Here is a 17,624-nt window from a genome sequence, read left to right as displayed (position 1 = left end):
CAGCGCAGAAGTCTGCGTGTAAGGACCTTAGCCGCAATGGCCAAGACCGGGCCATCACGTTTAAGGCCACTTACACTCCGACTTCTAAGCGCGCTGGTTCACGCTCACTTTTACAACAGGAGGACGAATATGCCAAATTCAACTGGTAAAATCGCGCAAGTGATCGGTCCTGTTGTCGACGTAGCCTTCCCAATCAATGACAATTTGCCAGAAATTAACAACGCCTTGACGATTACCCGTAAGGACGGCTCTCAGCTTGTGCTGGAAGTTGCGCTGGAACTGGGTGATGGTGTGATGCGGACTATCGCGATGGATTCGACTGATGGTTTGCAACGCGGCATGGCGGTTGAAGATACTGGCGGTCCGATTTCAGTGCCTGTCGGTAAAGACACACTGGGTCGCGTGTTCAATGTATTGGGTGACCCGATCGATGACGGTGAGGCTTTTGGACCTGATCATCGGCGTGACAGCATCCACCGTGATGCACCAAAATTTGAAGATTTGAATACCAGTTCTGAGATTCTGGAAACTGGCATCAAAGTCATCGATTTGCTCGAACCTTACCTGCGAGGCGGGAAGGTTGGACTTTTCGGTGGTGCCGGTGTTGGTAAAACCGTTTTGATTCAGGAACTGATTCATAACATTGCTGAAGAGCATGGCGGCATCTCCGTCTTCACCGGGGTCGGCGAACGAACCCGTGAAGGGAACGACCTTTACTTCGAAATGAAGGAAAGCGGCGTTCTGGAGAATACAGCGATGGTCTTTGGTCAGATGAATGAGCCGCCTGGTGCCCGGATGCGGGTTGCCTTGACTGGACTGACGATTGCGGAGTACTTCCGTGATGTCGAAGGTCAAGACGTCCTGCTGTTCATCGACAACATTTTCCGGTTCACCCAGGCTGGTTCTGAAGTTTCGGCCTTGCTTGGTCGGATTCCTTCAGCTGTTGGTTATCAGCCAACGTTGGCTACTGAAATGGGTCAGTTGCAGGAACGGATTACGTCGACTAAAAAAGGATCGGTTACATCGATTCAGGCGATTTATGTTCCTGCTGATGACTATACCGATCCGGCGCCAGCGACAACATTTGCCCATTTGGATGCCACGACTAACTTGGAGCGGCGTTTGACTGAACAAGGGATTTATCCGGCTGTGGATCCGCTGGAGTCATCTTCAAGTGCTTTGACCCCGGAAATTGTCGGTGAAGAACATTATAAAGTCGCAACAGAAGTCCAACAGGTTCTCCAACGTTACCGTGAGTTGCAGGATATTATCTCTATCTTAGGGATGGATGAATTATCAGACGAGGAAAAGGTTATCGTTGCCCGTGCTCGTCGGGTTCAATTCTTCCTGTCACAGAACTTTAACGTTGCGGAACGGTTCACTGGTCAGCCGGGTTCTTATGTACCGGTTGAAGAAACGGTCAAAGGCTTTAAACAAATTCTGGAAGGCAAGTACGATGACTATCCAGAAGATGCATTCCGTTCAGTTGGACGGATTGAAGAAGTCGTTGAAAAGGCTAAAAAGATGGGCTTTGCTCCTAATGATCAGGACACGGATGCTGACGAAAAGCCAGCTGCACAAGCTGCAGCTAACTAAGGAGGCGACGCGTTTTGGCAGAAACGAGCAATGTTCTGCGGGTTAACATCGTGACGCCTGATGGTTTGGTATATGACCATCATGCAAAGATGTTAGTCGTTCATTCGGTCGCCGGTGAATTGGGGATCATGGCGAATCATGAGCCGATTGTCACGCCCCTTGAAATAGGGGAAGTTGACGTTCAGCGGGTTGATTCAAGTGATCATAACGACTCAATTGCGGTGAATGGCGGCTTTATGGAAGTTTCAGATAATGTTGCTTCTATTGTCGCTGATTCAGCCGAGCGTGAACGCGATATTGACCTTAGTCGTGCGCAAGCTGCACGTGACCGGGCCAAGAAGCGGATCGCTCAGGCCAAGGATGAAAATAACCAAGATGATCTACGGCGGGCGCAAGTCGCACTACGACGGGCAATCAACCGGATCAACGTTAAAACCAGTCACTAGTCAGTGATTGGAAGGTGATCAGTCGTTGCGGCGTTAGCTCCACGATAATCACCTTGATACGCCAATGTGGCTGGATTGACACACAGGCGCAAAAGAAGGTGTCTTATTTTCCAAACTTAACGGAAAAATAGGACACTTTTTTTGAATGGGTTGGTTTTTTTACGATCCTAATCCCAAGCTCGGCATATGCCATAACGCGCTCCCCGGATGCAGAAGTCGAGGTGTGAGTGCCTTGAGTGCAATGGCCAAGCCTGAGCCATCACGCCTGAGGCCACTTACACTCCGACTTCTAAGCGCGCCGGCTCGCGCTCACCATAACGTGTTCGCCAGCCCAGAAACCTGCACATAAGGACCTTGGGCGTAATGGCCAAGCCCGGGCCATCACGCCCAAGGCCGCTTATGCTCCGGTTTCTAACCGGGCTGGCTCACGCTCACTTTCTATAACGCGCTCCCCGGCGCAGAAGTCTGCGTGTAAGGAACTTAAGCGCAATGGCAAAGCCTGGCCATCACGCTTAAGGCCACTTACACTCCGACTTCTAAGCGCGCCGGCTCGCACTCACCATAACGCGTTCGCCAGCCCAGAAACCTGCACATAAGGACCTTGGGCGCAATGGCCAAGCTCGGGCCGTCACGCCCAAGGCCGCTTCTGCTCCGGTTTCTAACCGGGCTGGCTCACGCTCACTTAGGCTTGCGTGATTGTTGAAAGTGCGGGAAGATGTTCTGTGAGGTGATCGCATGTTTCAGGAAATCGGCCTAAATGCTGCCATAACCCTTGTTTCCCATTTTGTTTTCATCATGGTGGCATTTCGGGCGTTGAATGCATTACGCTTTGAGCAGTTTATTAAGGCCAATCATGTTCGCGAGGCACAGGTGCTGTTACTTTTTATGGCAGTTGGCTTAGGTTATTTAGTTAGTTCCTTCTTTTTATCACTGGTTCAAGCAGCTTTAAACTTACCTAAACTTTTCCTATAAAAACCTCGTCTTAACTATGTTATAATGCGATAGTTAGTCAATTTACGAGGAGAGATATATACCCATGGCAAAAGATATTGGGATCGACTTAGGGACGGCCAATGTACTAATCAATGTTAAAGGCAAAGGCATCGTCTTGAATGAGCCGTCCGTTGTCGCCATTGATACCCATACCGGCAAAGTGCTGGCAGTTGGGACAGAAGCCTACAAAATGGTTGGGCGCACACCGGGTAACATTCGATCAATTCGCCCATTAAAAGATGGCGTGATCGCTGATTTCGACATTACCGAAGCAATGCTTGAATATTTCATTAACAAATTAAATGTAAAAGGCGTTTTTTCAAAACCAAATATTTTGATTTGTGCCCCTACTAATATTACAGACATTGAACAAAAGGCTATTATCCAGGCGGCGGAAAAGTCTGGTGGCCGCCATGTTTACCTTGAGTTTGAGCCTAAGGTAGCAGCGGTCGGAGCAGGATTGGACATTTTCCAGCCGCAAGGAAACATGGTGATTGATATCGGTGGCGGGACCAGCGATATTGCCGTGCTTTCGCTGGGGGAGATTGTTACCAGTCGTTCACTGCGGTTAGCTGGCGATAAAATGGATGCGTCCATTGCTGCTTACGTAAAGAACAAGCACAAGCTGATTATTGGTGAACATACTGCCGAACAAATCAAGATCAAGATCGGTGCGGTTTATGATGCCGATCCTAAAGAAACGATTGAAGTTCGGGGTCGCGATATTGCAACCGGACTGCCACGCGAGGTTTCGGTAACCTCAGCTGAAGTGTCAGATGCGTTACATGAGACCATGATGGCGATTATTGATGGCGCCAAAGGGGTTTTGGAGAAGACCCCGCCGGAACTTTCGGCTGATATTATTGATCGCGGTATCATGCTGACAGGCGGTGGTGCCTTATTGAAAGGTATTTCACAGCTATTTGCCGACGAATTGAAAGTACCGGTTCTGCTGGCTGACGATCCTTTAGATGCAGTGGCACTGGGAACAGGCGTGTTATTAGACAATATTGAACATCATCGCCAATACTAGGAGTTGTCACTTATGGACTCGCAATATCCTAAACGCGTTTTTCATCACGTCAAGATTTGGCTGATTATTGCGTTGATTGCCTTGATTTTGGGCTTGTTAATCGGCTTTGGTATGGGTGGCGATAATCCATTTAAGGTGTTTTTGCCTTCAACCTGGATCCATTTCTTTAACTTCTTACGTTAGGAGTGGACATGAAACAAATCCTGACTTGGCTGGTGCGGGGCTACCAGCGATTTATTTCCCCGTTATTTCCGCCGAGTTGTCGGTATTATCCGACTTGTTCGACGTATATGATTCAGGCATTGCAACGACATGGGGCGGTAAAAGGATTTTTAATGGGGATTGCTCGGATTTTACGATGCAACCCCTTTGTTAAAGGTGGGCTAGATCCGGTGCCAGCTTATTTTACGTTGCGGCGTAATCCGCATCCCGAAAATGATTTGGATCTTAGTGACATTCAAAATCTTAATCGCAAGCTAGGAGGCCATCATGGCTAAAGAAAAAAATATTAAAGTCGCACAGATGGATGAAACCCGCAATGGCCACACGGTTTCTGTCTTAAGAATCGGCGATCAGGAGATTGGTTTTATCGAACCGGATGGCACGCGGTTTGCCGCTTATGTTGCCGGTTCTAACAAACCCAATCGCTTTAAAAATATTGATGATGCAGTGAATGCTTTAATTGCGGAATATCATTTGCATCAAGGCTGAGCAATTTTCTTTTGTTAAAATAACGGTAACAATAACCTAGCGAAACACTGTAGGTGAATGACTAACCTAGCTTTTAACGGTGTGGCAATGGGTTCATGAATGTGGTGTAAGGAGGCTGGCCGTGGAATCGCATGAAATCAAATCCAATTCTGAAGGCGATCGCATCGACTACGGTATTATTCTGTCGGTCATGCTGCTGGCTTTGATTGGACTAGTCTCGATTTATTTGGCGACCGCTCATGATACGACAACGCTTCAAAATCCGGTTCGCGCAACCATCATGCAGGCTGCTTGGTACGTGATTGGCGGCATCGGAATTTTCTTTGTGATGCGTTTTGACGCTGAGCAACTTTGGCGGATTGCGCCTTATCTTTACGGGATTGGCATTTTCTTGATGATTGCCGTTTTGATTTTTTATGATAAAACGACGGCGATTAATACAGGGGCTAAAAGCTGGTTTGCTTTGGGACCGGTTAGTTTTCAGCCTTCAGAGATTATGAAACCTGCGTATATTTTGATGCTGAGTCGGGTCGTGACCCAGCACAATGCCGCTTTTTCGCACACGATTCAGCATGATTGGCAGCTGATCGGACGCATGGTTTTATGGACCTTGCCGATTGCGATATTGATGAAGTTACAAAATGACTTTGGGACAACGCTGGTATTTTTGGCGATTTTTGCCGGGGTCACTTTAGTTGCCGGCATTAACTGGCGCATTTTATTGCCCATCGCTTTAATTGGGGCAGCCATTGGAACGCTGGCAATCTTGCTGGTAACCCAATCGTGGGGGCGGTCTTTCCTTGGATCCATTGGCTTTAAGACGTATCAGTTTGCGCGGATTGACTCATGGTTGAACCCTTCTGGCAGCACAAGTGGCGACAGTTATCAATTGTGGCAGTCGATGAAAGCGATCGGATCCGGACAATTAACCGGGAAAGGCGCGTTTCATATCGCCGTTGCGGTTCCGGTTCGGGAATCGGATATGATTTTCTCGGTCATCGGTGAGGCGTTCGGATTTATCGGCGCGGCTGTGTTGATTCTGTTATACTTTATGTTGATCTATCAGATGATTCGGGTGACATTTGACACCAAAAATGAGTTCTATGCTTATATCTCGACAGGAGTCATCATGATGATCTTATTCCATGTGTTTGAAAATATCGGTATGAATATTGGCTTGTTGCCACTGACAGGGATTCCGTTACCGTTCATTTCGCAAGGGGGATCATTCTTATTGGCGAATATGTTATCGGTTGGGATGGTACTATCCATGCGTTATCATCACACGAGCTATATGTTCAGCCGGGACACAGAAGATTTTGAATAGGGGAGATTATAATGGCGACAACGTATTTTTGGCAAGATGAATTGGCTGCAGGACAAGTTCGCTTGGGCTTGACGCAAGAAGCTCAGGAAGCGTTGGGCAAGATCAGGTTTGTGGACCTGCCTGAAATTGGTACCAGCTTAACCGTGGGCAAACCCTTCTTGAGTGTGGAAGCTGAAAAGGCCGTGCTAGATCTTGAGGCACCGCTGGCTGGTACGGTTGTTGATGTTCATCGTGAGCTCAGCGATAAACCTGCTTTGTTAGACGAAACCGATCATAACGATAATTGGGCTGTCACGGTTTCAACCAAATAAGCGCCAGCAATCAATCGTGTTGTGACTTCTCACAGCGTAAAAAAAGCAGTCGGGTCAACGATAATGACTCGGCTGCTTTTGACTTTTGGAAAAGGTTATTAACACTGCCATAAGTGGCGGACTTGAGCTTCAGGCAAAAAAGCGTTTGGCAATTTCTTCGTAAGTTTTAATCGCTGTCGTGTAGCTATCTAAATCAACATGTTCGTCAATCTGATGACTGAAATGATTATCGCCGGGACCATAGACAATCACGTCAAACTGGTTATCGGAACGGATGAATTCTGACGCGTCGGTTCCGCCAAAAGCCACCGCTAACTCGGCTGGCTTACCAGTCACAGCGGCAATGGCTTCGTTAGCGGTTGTCACGAGATGCCCGTTTTTGTCAGAGTGTACCGGCAAAAAACGATGTAAAACGTTCAACGTCAAGTTAGCGGCGGTGGCTTTATTTGCCTGATCGACTAATTTTTCCAATAACCCGACGACTAATTCGATATTTGCTGCAGGAGTCGGGCGCAAGTTGCCGCGTAAGTATGCATGGGCAGGAATGGTGTTGACTTGATCGCCGCCTTTGATCACGGTAATGGAGTGGCGGAATGGACCAAGGTCAGGATCATCAGGGGCCTGATCAAAGGCGTGCGGTTCGCGAGTAGAAAATGCCACCAACCCTTCAATTGCGTTAACGCCTTTTTCCGGCCGGGAGCTGTGGACGGAAACGCCTTCGCTGTCAATTTCGTAGTTAACCGTTCCGCCGTGTGCGTATTTTAGCAATTTGTTCGTTGGTTCGCCTACCACGAGTCCGGCTAAGTCATCGGCATAACCTTGTTCGGTGAGTTGGCGCGCTCCCATTGCACCAAACTCTTCACCGACCGTGGCCATGAAACGCAGCGGATGGGCAAAGCCGCTTTGCTTAAGGTGGATCAGTGCCAAGGTCATGGCTGCTAGCCCACTTTTCATATCATCGGTGCCGCGACCGTACATGGTGTTGTTCACGATCTTTCCGGAAAAAGGCGGATAGGTCCAGGCGTTCTCATCGCCGGGACTCACCACGTCTTCATGGCCGGTGAAGCCTAATACGCGGTCACCGTGATTGAGCTGGGCGACTAAATTGACCCGATCATCTTTGTATGGGATCAATTTGGTTGGAATATCGGCCGCTTCGAGTTCAGCTTGCAAAACGCGGGCTACTGCAAGTTCGTTTCCATTTGCAGAGTCAATTTGGATTAGTTTTTGCAAAAACGCAATGGGATCTGTCATGTTTGATCATCCTTTCCGTATGCCGGCTGTGTGATTGGCGATTTGAAAATGTCATGTCGGTGTTGAAGACAGCTTACACTCTTTTTGAATTAAAATTCAATGATTGACTACCAAGAAATTTGTGCTAAACTCATGAATACAAACTTGAAATTGATGATAAACGGACTGAGTGAGTAGTGATCGCAAGACAGTACAGAAAACCTGTAGTGATGAGAGCAGGGTTGTGAGTGATCATGAACATGGCTTAGTGCACACGGCACACCGAGCATTTTTGCAAGGCTGTGATGGTTGGCGCCCATTATCGTGCTCCCGGATGAATACGTCCGGTGAGTGGGTCGCGTTTTTCGTGGCCAATTAGAATGGTACCGTGGGCCAAAGCTCACTTCTAACAGCAACTGTTAGGGGTGGGCTTTTTTTATTGGGTTCATTGATTGGCGATTTCAGGTAAATGCGGCAAGTTAATAAATCGTACTTGGTGCAAACAAATGAGGAGGATGCAGGATGAAGCGTATCTGGAAAATTTTTGCAACGGTGGTTCTTTTAGGATTGATTTTGGTAGGCTGCGGAAAAAGTGGCAGTCAAGCTAGCAGTCAGAAGCAGACAACGGTCAAGATTGGGGTTGTCGGTGCTGATAATCGCGTTTTAAAGGCAGTCGCCAAGAAAGTTAAGAAGCAAGGAATCAATATTAAGATTGTTCAGTTTTCAGATTACAACCAGCCCAACACCGCTTTGAAAGATCATGATATTGACTTGAACTTATTCCAGCATCAATATTTCTTGAATAACTGGAATAAAACCCATAACGCTGATTTGGTTAGCATTGGGCAGACCATTATTGCACCGCTAGCCATTTATTCCAAAAAGATCACGAAAATCAGCCAAATTAAGCAAGGCGACACAATTGCCTTACCAAATGATCCGACAAATGAAGGTCGTGCGCTGCAATTGCTGCAAACAGCTGGGTTGATCAAGCTTAACAAGAAAGTGGCTTTGTCGACAACGCGCGATGTGACCACCAATAAATTGAATCTGAAACTTAAAGCCGTTGATGCTGCTCAAACTGCCAGCTCTTTACCGGATGTGGCAGCGTCTGTTGTTAATTCCGGCGTTGCTCAGGATGCTAAGTTAAATCCGAAGAAGGCAGTCTTTACTGAGAAAGTGAATAAGCAAAGCCAACCGTGGATTAACGTCTTTGTAGCTAATAAGAAAGATAAGAATAACGCCACTTACAAGAAGATTGTGAAGGCTTTTCGGACTAAGGATATCGCTGATTTGATTGAAAAGTTGTATCACGGAAGCGAAGTACCGGCTTGGACGCAGAAGTTTTAGTTAGATGTTTGTTTTGGGGGATGTGAGCGGGGTTCATGCTTCACCATGATGAGATTCCGGGGCGTGTAAGTACCTCGCTTGCAATGGTCAAATCCGGGTCGTCACGACTGAGGCCGCTTATGTTCTGGCTTACGCCCATAACGCGCTCCCCGGCGTAGAAGTCTGCGTGTAAGGACCTTGGTCGCAATGGCCAGACCCGGGACATCACGCCCAAGGCCACAAGTCCGCCTTTACGCCCATAACGCGTTCACCGGCGCAGGAATCTGCGTGTAAGGACCTGAGTCGCAATGGCCAAGAGCGGGCCATCACGTCTGAGGCCGCTGACATTCTAGCTTACGCCCATAACGCGCTCCCCGGCGCAGGGACCTGCATGTAAGGACCTTGGTCGCAATGGCCAAAGCCCGGCCATCACGACCAAGGCCACTTACACTCCGGTCCCTAACCGCGCCGGCTCGCGCTTACTTTACTTTTTACTTGACAATGACCACTTTTATCGTCTAGAATCGATTTAATTCATTTAGGGAAACGAATGATATGAGTGAGTAGATTTGATGAGACTGTACAGAAAACCTGGTTGGCTGAGAGCAGGGTAGTTGATTGAATTGAAGATGGCTCATTGATCGGCATCGCTGAGCATTGGTTAAGCGATGATGGCTGGCGGTCATTATTCCGCACACAGGTTATTGCCTGTTACTGAGGGCGCTTTGGCGTCGAATTAGAATGGTACCGCGAGTTAACTCGCTTCTAAAACATTGTTTTGGAAGCGGGTTTTTTTTAATTTTCGGCAAATTGCTGACACATATTGTTTGTGACCCGAACGAGGAGGAAAAAGTTTATGAAGTTTTGGAAAAGAGCCATTATAACCCTTGCATTGGTTTTACCTGTCTTCGTCTTGGCGGCGTGCGGTAAGTCGTCATCGAGTTCCAGTAAGAATGAGACGGTTAAAGTCGGCATTATGAGTACTGACAAAGAAATCTGGACCGATATTCAGTCCCGCTTGAAGAAGCAAGGCGTCACCATTAAGTTGGTGCAGTTTACTGATTATAACCAGCCGAACCAAGCACTTGAAGATGGCGATATTCAACTGAACGCTTTTCAGCATCATAATTTCCTGAATAACTGGAATAAGAAGCACAATACCAAGATTGCCGATATTGGCGATACTTATATCGGCCCAATGCGTGCGTATTCCAATAAAATCAAGTCACTTAAAGAGGTTAAGCAAGGCGATCAGATTTCCTTGCCAAACGATCCATCCAACGAAGGCCGCGCATTACAACTTTTGGCACAAAATAAGTTAATCACTTTGAAGAAAGGCGTTGCTTCACCAACGATCCGCGATATTACTTCAAACAAGATTAACTTGAAATTCACGGAACTGGATGCCGCCCAAACAGCACGCTCATTGAACGATGTGGCCGTTGCGGTTGTCAACAATGATATTGCCGCAGCAGCTAATCTGAAACCGTCCAACGCGATTGCCGTTGAAAAGATTACGAGCCAATCCAAGCCGTGGGTCAACTTTATCGCTGCTAAGTCTTCTAAGGATAAGAACAATGCAACCTATAAGAAGATTGTTAAGGCCTATCAGACAAAGCGGACAGCTGAATTGTTGAAGAAGGTTTATAAAGGTTCAACATTACCGGCTTGGAACTATAAGTTTTAATTAGAAACGGGGACAATTATGTCAGATCAAGCAGTTGTGACTTTAAAAGATGTGGACGTCGAATTCCACGGTAAAAACCGTTCAGTCCATGCCGTTGACCATGTAAACCTAACCGTCAACCGCGGCGACATTTATGGCATTGTCGGCTATTCAGGCGCCGGTAAGTCCACACTTGTTCGGACAATCAATTTACTGCAACGGCCAACTGGCGGCAGCATTCATGTATTAGGACAGGATATGCTTGCTTTATCACCGGCAGAATTACGTAAAGAACGTAAACGGATCGGGATGATTTTCCAGCATTTTAATTTGATGAATAGCCGCACCATTGCCGATAATGTTGCGTTTCCGCTAAAAGGTATCAAGTCCAAGCAGGAGATTCAAAAGAAGGTTGCTGAGCTGTTAGACCTCGTTGGGTTGACAGATCGCGCCAATGCTTATCCGGCCCAATTATCCGGTGGCCAAAAGCAGCGCGTCGGTATTGCGCGGGCGCTTGCTTCTGATCCTGAGATTTTGATTTCAGATGAAGCGACGAGTGCGTTGGATCCTAAAACGACCAGTTCGATTCTGGAATTACTGCAGTCGCTGAACAAACGGCTGGGACTGACCATTGTTCTCATTACCCACCAAATGGAAGCGGTGAAGCAGATTTGTAATCGGGTCGCCGTGATGGATGCCGGCGCGATCATTGAGCGTGGTGACTTATTGCAAGTCTTTTCTGATCCTAAGCAACAGTTGACTAAAGATTTCATTGATACAACTTTGCAACTGGATCAGGCAATTGAAGCCGTGATGCAGCAGCCGGCAGTTAAGAATCTGGGTGCTAATGACCGGCTATTGCGCTTAACGTATGTAGGAGATTCTGCGGATAAGCCGCTGGTTGCCAAGTTGTTTGAAAGCTATCATGTGACCGCCAATATCTTGTTTGGTGATATTCAAATCCTGCAGGACACGCCTTTTGGCAATCTGATTGTGGTGTTATCAGGTGCTCAAGCGGATGTTAATGCCGGGATTCATTATCTGGAACAACAGGATGTCAAGATTGAAGACATTCTTAAGAAGGAGGCCTAAGCAGATGGCACAATTTTTTACAAAATATTTTCCTAACGTTGTTCCCATCTGGTCCGGTGATGGCGGCGTAACTCAAGCCATTAACGAAACGCTGTATATGACTGCTTTAACCGCAATCGTGGCTGGTATCTTGGGAATTATCATCGGCATCTTGCTAGTTTTGACTGATGAAGGTGGGTTGCTTGCCAATCATCCGTTTTACTTTATTTTGGATAAATTGGTTAATATTTTCCGAGCGGTCCCTTTCATCATTTTGCTGGCGATTATGACGCCCGTGACCCGAGCAATTGTTGGTACGGGGATTGGGCCGACTGCGGCATTGGTACCTTTAATCGCCGGCACGACCCCGTTTTACGCGCGGCAGGTACAAAACGCGTTGTTAACGGTTGATCCAGGTGTGATTGAAGCGGCAGAGGCGATGGGTGTTTCGCCATTAGGAATTGTCTGGCGGGTTTATCTGCGTGAAGGACTTTCCGAATTGATTCGGGTTTCGGTTTTGACCATTATTTCCGTGATCGGCTTAACTGCAATGGCAGGCGCGGTCGGTGGCGGCGGCCTCGGGAACCTTGCTATCGCCGTGGGTTACCAACGTTATCAATATGATGTGATCATCGTATCTTTGATCTTCATCTTGGCATTGGTCTTCCTAGTTCAATTCATCGGCGACTTCTTTGCCCGCAAGAGTCATCATTAGAATTTAAGCTGATTTGGCAGCACTCTCGTTTGAGTGCTGCCTTTTCCTTTACACGCGTCCAAACAACCATGAACGATTAACTTTATAGAAAGCAAAAAAAGTTGCCGTGTTTGCCGGTATACTGTTTCTGACGTAAAATGACCCTATAACTAAAAGTCAAATCCATTCGGGGGTAACGTTGTGCATACACTTGAGATTAAAGATTTACATGTCAAAATTAAAGCTGAACCAGAGCGTCCGGAGATTCTGACCGGCGTTAACTTAAAATTAGCAACCGGCGAGATTCATGCGATCATGGGGCCTAATGGTACGGGTAAGTCAACGCTAGCCGAAACGATTATGGGCAATCCTGCTTATGAGGTAACGCAAGGCGACATTTTGATTGACGGCCAATCGATTCTCGATCTTGCCGTGGATGAGCGTGCGCGAGCCGGATTGTTTCTTGGCATGCAGTATCCCCAAGAAATAGCCGGCGTGACAAATGCTGAATTCATTCGGGCGGCAATCAATGCGCGGCGCCCAGAAGATGACCAGATTCGCATTACTGACTTTTTGAACCAATTGGATAAAACCATGGCAACGCTGGAAATGCCGGAGTCAATGGCGGATCGGTACCTGAATCAAGGCTTTTCCGGCGGTGAGAAGAAGCGTAACGAAATTCTGCAGCTGATGATGATTCACCCGCATTTTGGCCTGCTGGACGAGATTGATTCCGGGTTGGATATTGATGCGCTGCGGATTGTTGCAAAAGGCGTCAACTTGATGCGCGGTCCTGAGTTTGGCAGCATGATTATTACCCACTATCAGCGTTTACTCGATTATATTATTCCGGATGTGGTGCACGTCATGAAAGGCGGGCGGATCATCGAAAGCGGCGGCCCGGAGCTCGCCAAAGAACTGGAAAAGACTGGGTATGAACATCTTAAAGTAGGTGATCAGAATGGTTGAGACCACCACCTTACCAGCACCTAATCTGCCGAAATTTCCACTTGCACGTTATTTAAAAAATCAACCTGATGCCGTTGAGGATCGTGTGATTTTACATGCTCCTCAAGACATTGCCTATGCTGCCGGCTCCAGCGAAGCGCAACGATTTACTCCCAAAACGAGCCTTGATGCCTGGCTGTTGCAATCACCTCAAGGCGCAACGACTATCGATATTCCAGCGCATTTTGTCAGTGGGGACGATCCGATTGTCTTAACTGGTCCCAAGAACGCTGGCGGCTTGTTGTATGTTCATGTTGGCAAGGGGGCTAACGTCACCGTCCAGGAAAAGTGGGCTAGTGGCGGCCATGTGCTGGGTATTTGGTTAATGCTAGTGATTGAAGCTGATGCTCAGGTCAATTGGTTAAGCTATGATAGTTTCTCTGCGGATACCGTTTTGGTTAATCGCACCGCCACTTTGGCTGACAATGCTAAACTTAACTGGACATTAGCCGGTTTTTCGCATAACTCCGGCCTGAATCGGGTTGACGTCCGCTTATTAGGTCAAAATGCTGAAGCAACGGTAAATGTCGGCGTGTTGGCTTCAGGGAGTCAGCGTGTCAGCTACACAACTTCTGTCACCAACGAAGGGCAGCACACAGTTGGCCATATTAACCAGCGCGGTGTCATTACCGGGAGCGCCCATTTGTTATTCAATGGGATTGGCCATATTGTCAAAGGCGCCCGGGGAAGCGATGCCCAGCAGGAAAATCGGGTACTGATGCTGTCGCCGCGTGCTGAAGGCGATGCCAATCCGATTTTGCTCATTGATGAAAATGACGTCACCGCGGGGCATGCTGCTTCGGTGACGCGCGTCAATGCTGATCAACTCTACTATTTAATGAGTCGCGGTCTTTCAGCAACGTTAGCCAAACGTCTCGTGATTCGCGGCTTTTTGGAAGGCGGTTTGGCTGAGATTGATGATCAGCGGCTAAAGAAAGAACTGTTTGCAACGATTGATCGAACGTTGGTGGCTGAAGATGCGTGAACAATTTCCTTTTTTTAAGGCTCATCCAGGATTGGTTTATTTAGATACTGCGGCGACCTCACAAAAACCGCAAGCCTTGCTGGATAGCCTGCAAAACTACTATATTAATGAAAATGCCAATGTGCATCGCGGCCTTTATAAGCTGGCTTATGATACGACTGAGGCCTATGAAGGTGTGCGGCAGGAAGTCGCGGATTTTCTGAGTGCCAAAAGTGCTGATGAAATCATCTTTACGCGCGGCACGACTGATAGCCTGAATCTGGTAGCGAGTGCATTCGGACCGCATGCAGTTCCTGAAGGCGGACGGATTGTGGTTAGCGGTGCAGAACATCACAGTAACTTTATTCCGTGGCAGCAATTAGCCAAGCGTCAACATGCCAAGTTTGAAGTGACCCCAGTGCATCCTGATGGGATGGTGGACGTGCCTGCCTTGCTTGCAGCGATTACGCCTGAGACCAATTTGGTTGCCATCGCCCAAGTGACTAATGTTGCCGGTGATACGCTACCGATTGCCGCCATTGCCAAAAAGGCGCATGCAGTTGGCGCGGTGGTGGTGGTTGATGGCGCTCAGGCAGTGGCACATTTGCCCGTTGATGTGCAGACATTAGGTGCGGATTTTTACGCTTTTTCCGGGCATAAAATTTATGGGCCAACGGGGATCGGGGTTCTTTATGGTCGCGCTGATCTTCTAGCCAAAATGCCGCCGATTCAGTTTGGCGGGGAAATGATTTCAGAAGTCCGCGATGATGTCAGCACTTGGGCAGAGGGGCCGATTAAATATGAGGCCGGAACGCCCAATATTGCCGGTGTGATCGGATTAGGGACAGCGCTGCACTGGTTTAAGCAAAATGTTGATGCAGCGGTATTAAAAACCGAACACGACCTGTCTGATCAGTTGCGTTCAGGGTTGGCGGCGATACCGGACGTCACGATTTATGGCAATCAGGCGAGTCTGGCAACGGTATCATTTAACTTGGCAGGTATTCATCCCCATGATCTGGCCACCTTTTTAGATGAGCAGCAGATTGCCGTTCGTGCCGGCCATCATTGCGCTCAACCGTTGATGGCACGATTAGGGGTTCCGGCAACCGTTCGCGCAAGCTTTGGCGTTTACAACAATGCTGATGATGTTGCTAAGCTAGTCGAAACGGTGCAGGCGGCAAGGAGGTATTTCCATGGCGTTGACTAAACTGGATCAAATGTATCGTGCGGTCATTCTTGACGAGGCCCAACACCCGCGGCATCATGGTACGTTAACCGATTTCGATCATGAAATAACCGTCCGTAATCCCAGCTGTGGCGATGTTTTGCATTTGCAGATTCGCGAACAGGCTGGCCGGGTGGATGATGTTGCCTTTTCCGGCAGCGGGTGTACGATCTCGCAAGCAAGTGCCAGTTTGATGACGGAGCAGATTTTAGGGAAAACGCCTGCAGAAATTGAGCAGATGGTCGAGACTTTTTCTGACTTGATTATCAATGGTTCGGTGCCTGACGCGGAGATTCTGGGGGATGCTGCTGTTTTAAAAGGTGTCCATCAGTTTCCGGCGCGCATCAAATGTGCCACTTTAGCTTGGAAAGCAGCCGCGCAAGTTTTGACGCAGAGAGGTGAAACCGATGACTGAAACCAAAAACACTAAAAATAATGAAGTCGTTGCCGCGGATATCGACTTTTTACCGGATGAGAATCCCGCTGATTTCAAAGATGATATCAAGCCGGTTTACTCGACCGGGCGCGGTTTGACCGAAGACACGGTTCGGGCTATTTCCGCTGAAAAGCATGAGCCGGATTGGATGTTGGCATATCGGTTAAAGGCTTATGCCACCTACCGCAAACTGGCCATGCCTAACTTTGGACCGGACTTATCCGACTTGGACTTAGACAATATGCTGTATTTCCAAAAGGCCACAGATCGCACCTATCGTGACTGGGAAGACGTTCCTGATACCATCAAGAAAACGTTCGACCGTCTCGGGGTGCCACAAGCCGAGCGAAAATATCTAGCTGGGGCGAGTGCGCAATATGAATCCGAAGTGGTTTACCATAATATGCGGGATGAATTTGAAAAGCTTGGCATTATTTTCATGGATATGGATTCGGCCTTGAAGGAATATCCAGAATTGGTTCACAAATACTTCGGAAAATTGGTTAAACCTAGCGACAACAAGTTTGCGGCGCTCAACGGGGCAGTGTGGTCCGGCGGTAGTTTTATCTATGTGCCTAAGGGTGTGCAAACCGATGTTCCGATTCAAAGTTATTTTCGGATTAATGCCGAGAACACCGGCCAGTTTGAACGCACGTTGATCATTGTTGAACCCGGCGCACATGTGAACTATGTCGAAGGTTGCACGGCGCCGAACTATTCAAGCGACAGCCTGCATGCCGCGGTGGTTGAAGTCTTTGTCAAAAACGATGCTTACTGTCGCTATACCACGATTCAAAACTGGAGCAAGAATGTTTTCTCGCTTGAAACGAAGCGGGCGCAAGCATTGGATAATGCCACGATGGAATGGGTCGATGGTAATCTCGGCAGTAAGACAACCATGAAGTATCCCAGCGTTTACTTGGATGGTAAAGGCGCACACGGCACCATGTTGAGCATTGCGGTCGCCGGCGAAGGAGTCGATCAGGATAATGGCGCGCGTATGATTCACAATGCCCCCAATACTAGCAGCTCGATTGTGTCCAAGTCGATTGCCAAAGATGGCGGCGCGGTGGATTATCGCGGCACCGTGCGTTTCACCAAGAAAGCCGACAACGCTTTTTGCCACGTTGAATGCGACACCATTTTAATGGACGAAAAGAGCTCCAGCGATACGATCCCGTACAATGAGATTCACAATTCAACCGTTTCAATGGAACATGAAGCTAAGGTTTCAAAGGTTTCCGAAGAACAGCTGTATTATTTAATGAGTCGCGGCATTTCTGAAGCCAAAGCAACCGAAATGATTATTATGGGCTTTGTTGAACCCTTCACCAAAGAACTGCCAATGGAATATGCGGTTGAACTTAATCGCTTGATCGGCATGGAGATGGATGGGTCTGTCGGTTAATGCTTTGGTGGCGCGGTTTGTCAGACTTTCAGGTCACCTTCCAGGCCTTTCAGGTATCTGGCAAAAACAGCTAAGTGCAAGTTTTTAAGATGTATTTATCAGTCAAATATCAATGTAGCCTCAGTTGCGGATGGAGCCACAGTGATGTTTGGCTATTTTTTTGTATAAAA

General features: G+C 47.9%; 19 protein-coding genes. 18 read left to right on the top strand and 1 reads right to left on the bottom strand.

Translation table 11 applies throughout. The features are described from left to right. The first annotated feature begins 129 nt into the window (after positions 1-129). The 9 genes from atpD (at position 130) to ACWP87_RS09605 (ending at position 6,417) form a co-directional block, all read left to right on the top strand. Complete coding sequence (gene atpD, locus ACWP87_RS09645; protein WP_005684904.1) at positions 130-1,596, top strand: F0F1 ATP synthase subunit beta; 1,467 nt, start codon at positions 130-132, stop codon at positions 1,594-1,596. Positions 1,597-1,610: 14 nt separating this feature from the next. Beyond that, positions 1,611-2,042, top strand: coding sequence for a F0F1 ATP synthase subunit epsilon (locus ACWP87_RS09640; RefSeq protein ID WP_005684903.1), 432 nt, complete (start codon positions 1,611-1,613; stop codon positions 2,040-2,042). 735 nt (positions 2,043-2,777) lie between these two features. Continuing rightward, complete coding sequence (locus tag ACWP87_RS09635; RefSeq protein ID WP_005684902.1) at positions 2,778-3,014, top strand: DUF1146 family protein; 237 nt, start codon at positions 2,778-2,780, stop codon at positions 3,012-3,014. Positions 3,015-3,078: 64 nt separating this feature from the next. Then, positions 3,079-4,068 carry a rod shape-determining protein gene (gene mreB / locus ACWP87_RS09630; protein ID WP_005684901.1) on the top strand — a complete coding sequence of 330 codons (990 nt, stop codon included), beginning with the start codon at positions 3,079-3,081 and terminating at the stop codon, positions 4,066-4,068. Positions 4,069-4,080: 12 nt separating this feature from the next. After that, complete coding sequence (locus tag ACWP87_RS09625; protein WP_005684900.1) at positions 4,081-4,251, top strand: DNA-directed RNA polymerase subunit beta; 171 nt, start codon at positions 4,081-4,083, stop codon at positions 4,249-4,251. Between the two features lie 8 nt (positions 4,252-4,259). Next, a complete protein-coding gene (yidD, locus tag ACWP87_RS09620; RefSeq protein WP_005684899.1) occupies positions 4,260-4,565 on the top strand; it encodes a membrane protein insertion efficiency factor YidD in 306 nt (101 codons plus the stop codon). Continuing rightward, entirely contained in the window at positions 4,558-4,779 is a 222-nt protein-coding gene (locus ACWP87_RS09615) for a DUF2969 domain-containing protein (protein ID WP_005684898.1), read from the top strand. Before yidD ends, ACWP87_RS09615 begins: the two co-directional genes overlap by 8 nt. 121 nt (positions 4,780-4,900) lie before the next feature. Continuing rightward, on the top strand, positions 4,901-6,106 hold the full coding sequence (locus tag ACWP87_RS09610; RefSeq protein WP_005684896.1) for an FtsW/RodA/SpoVE family cell cycle protein: 1,206 nt from the start codon (positions 4,901-4,903) through the stop codon (positions 6,104-6,106). Positions 6,107-6,117: 11 nt separating this feature from the next. Next, positions 6,118-6,417, top strand: a complete 300-nt coding sequence (locus tag ACWP87_RS09605; protein WP_014569526.1) for a glycine cleavage system H family protein — start codon at positions 6,118-6,120, stop codon at positions 6,415-6,417. A 129-nt stretch (positions 6,418-6,546) separates the two neighbouring features. Here ACWP87_RS09605 and ACWP87_RS09600 read toward each other — a convergent pair whose 3' ends face one another. Further along, the gene (locus ACWP87_RS09600; RefSeq protein ID WP_005684892.1) at positions 6,547-7,671 is read right to left on the bottom strand and encodes an ArgE/DapE family deacylase; all 1,125 of its coding nucleotides are present in this window, start codon (positions 7,669-7,671) and stop codon (positions 6,547-6,549) included. A gap of 501 nt (positions 7,672-8,172) precedes the next feature. On the opposite strand from ACWP87_RS09600, the gene ACWP87_RS09595 reads away from it, so the two are divergent. The 9 genes from ACWP87_RS09595 (at position 8,173) to sufB (ending at position 17,454) form a co-directional block, all read left to right on the top strand. Then, positions 8,173-9,000, top strand: a complete 828-nt coding sequence (locus ACWP87_RS09595; protein ID WP_005684890.1) for a MetQ/NlpA family ABC transporter substrate-binding protein — start codon at positions 8,173-8,175, stop codon at positions 8,998-9,000. A gap of 835 nt (positions 9,001-9,835) precedes the next feature. Further along, complete coding sequence (locus ACWP87_RS09590; protein WP_005684889.1) at positions 9,836-10,666, top strand: MetQ/NlpA family ABC transporter substrate-binding protein; 831 nt, start codon at positions 9,836-9,838, stop codon at positions 10,664-10,666. 18 nt (positions 10,667-10,684) lie between these two features. After that, positions 10,685-11,737 carry a methionine ABC transporter ATP-binding protein gene (locus tag ACWP87_RS09585; protein WP_005684888.1) on the top strand — a complete coding sequence of 351 codons (1,053 nt, stop codon included), beginning with the start codon at positions 10,685-10,687 and terminating at the stop codon, positions 11,735-11,737. Between the two features lie 4 nt (positions 11,738-11,741). Next, positions 11,742-12,431 carry a methionine ABC transporter permease gene (locus ACWP87_RS09580; protein WP_005684887.1) on the top strand — a complete coding sequence of 230 codons (690 nt, stop codon included), beginning with the start codon at positions 11,742-11,744 and terminating at the stop codon, positions 12,429-12,431. A gap of 180 nt (positions 12,432-12,611) precedes the next feature. Next, entirely contained in the window at positions 12,612-13,379 is a 768-nt protein-coding gene (sufC, locus tag ACWP87_RS09575; RefSeq protein ID WP_014569528.1) for a Fe-S cluster assembly ATPase SufC, read from the top strand. Continuing rightward, on the top strand, positions 13,372-14,403 hold the full coding sequence (locus ACWP87_RS09570; RefSeq protein ID WP_005684885.1) for a SufD family Fe-S cluster assembly protein: 1,032 nt from the start codon (positions 13,372-13,374) through the stop codon (positions 14,401-14,403). Before sufC ends, ACWP87_RS09570 begins: the two co-directional genes overlap by 8 nt. After that, positions 14,396-15,592: a SufS family cysteine desulfurase gene (locus ACWP87_RS09565; protein ID WP_005684884.1), complete on the top strand. Its 1,197-nt coding sequence runs from the start codon at positions 14,396-14,398 to the stop codon at positions 15,590-15,592. Before ACWP87_RS09570 ends, ACWP87_RS09565 begins: the two co-directional genes overlap by 8 nt. Next, positions 15,579-16,025 carry a Fe-S cluster assembly sulfur transfer protein SufU gene (gene sufU, locus ACWP87_RS09560; protein ID WP_005684883.1) on the top strand — a complete coding sequence of 149 codons (447 nt, stop codon included), beginning with the start codon at positions 15,579-15,581 and terminating at the stop codon, positions 16,023-16,025. The genes ACWP87_RS09565 and sufU overlap by 14 nt, the downstream gene beginning before the upstream one ends. Beyond that, positions 16,018-17,454, top strand: a complete 1,437-nt coding sequence (sufB, locus tag ACWP87_RS09555; RefSeq protein ID WP_005684882.1) for a Fe-S cluster assembly protein SufB — start codon at positions 16,018-16,020, stop codon at positions 17,452-17,454. The genes sufU and sufB overlap by 8 nt, the downstream gene beginning before the upstream one ends. Positions 17,455-17,624 lie beyond the last annotated feature (170 nt).

Source organism: Lacticaseibacillus sp. 22 (assembly GCF_055413445.1).
The sequence above is the reverse complement of the archived record's forward strand: the minus strand, read 5'-3'. Positions and strand labels throughout refer to the sequence as shown.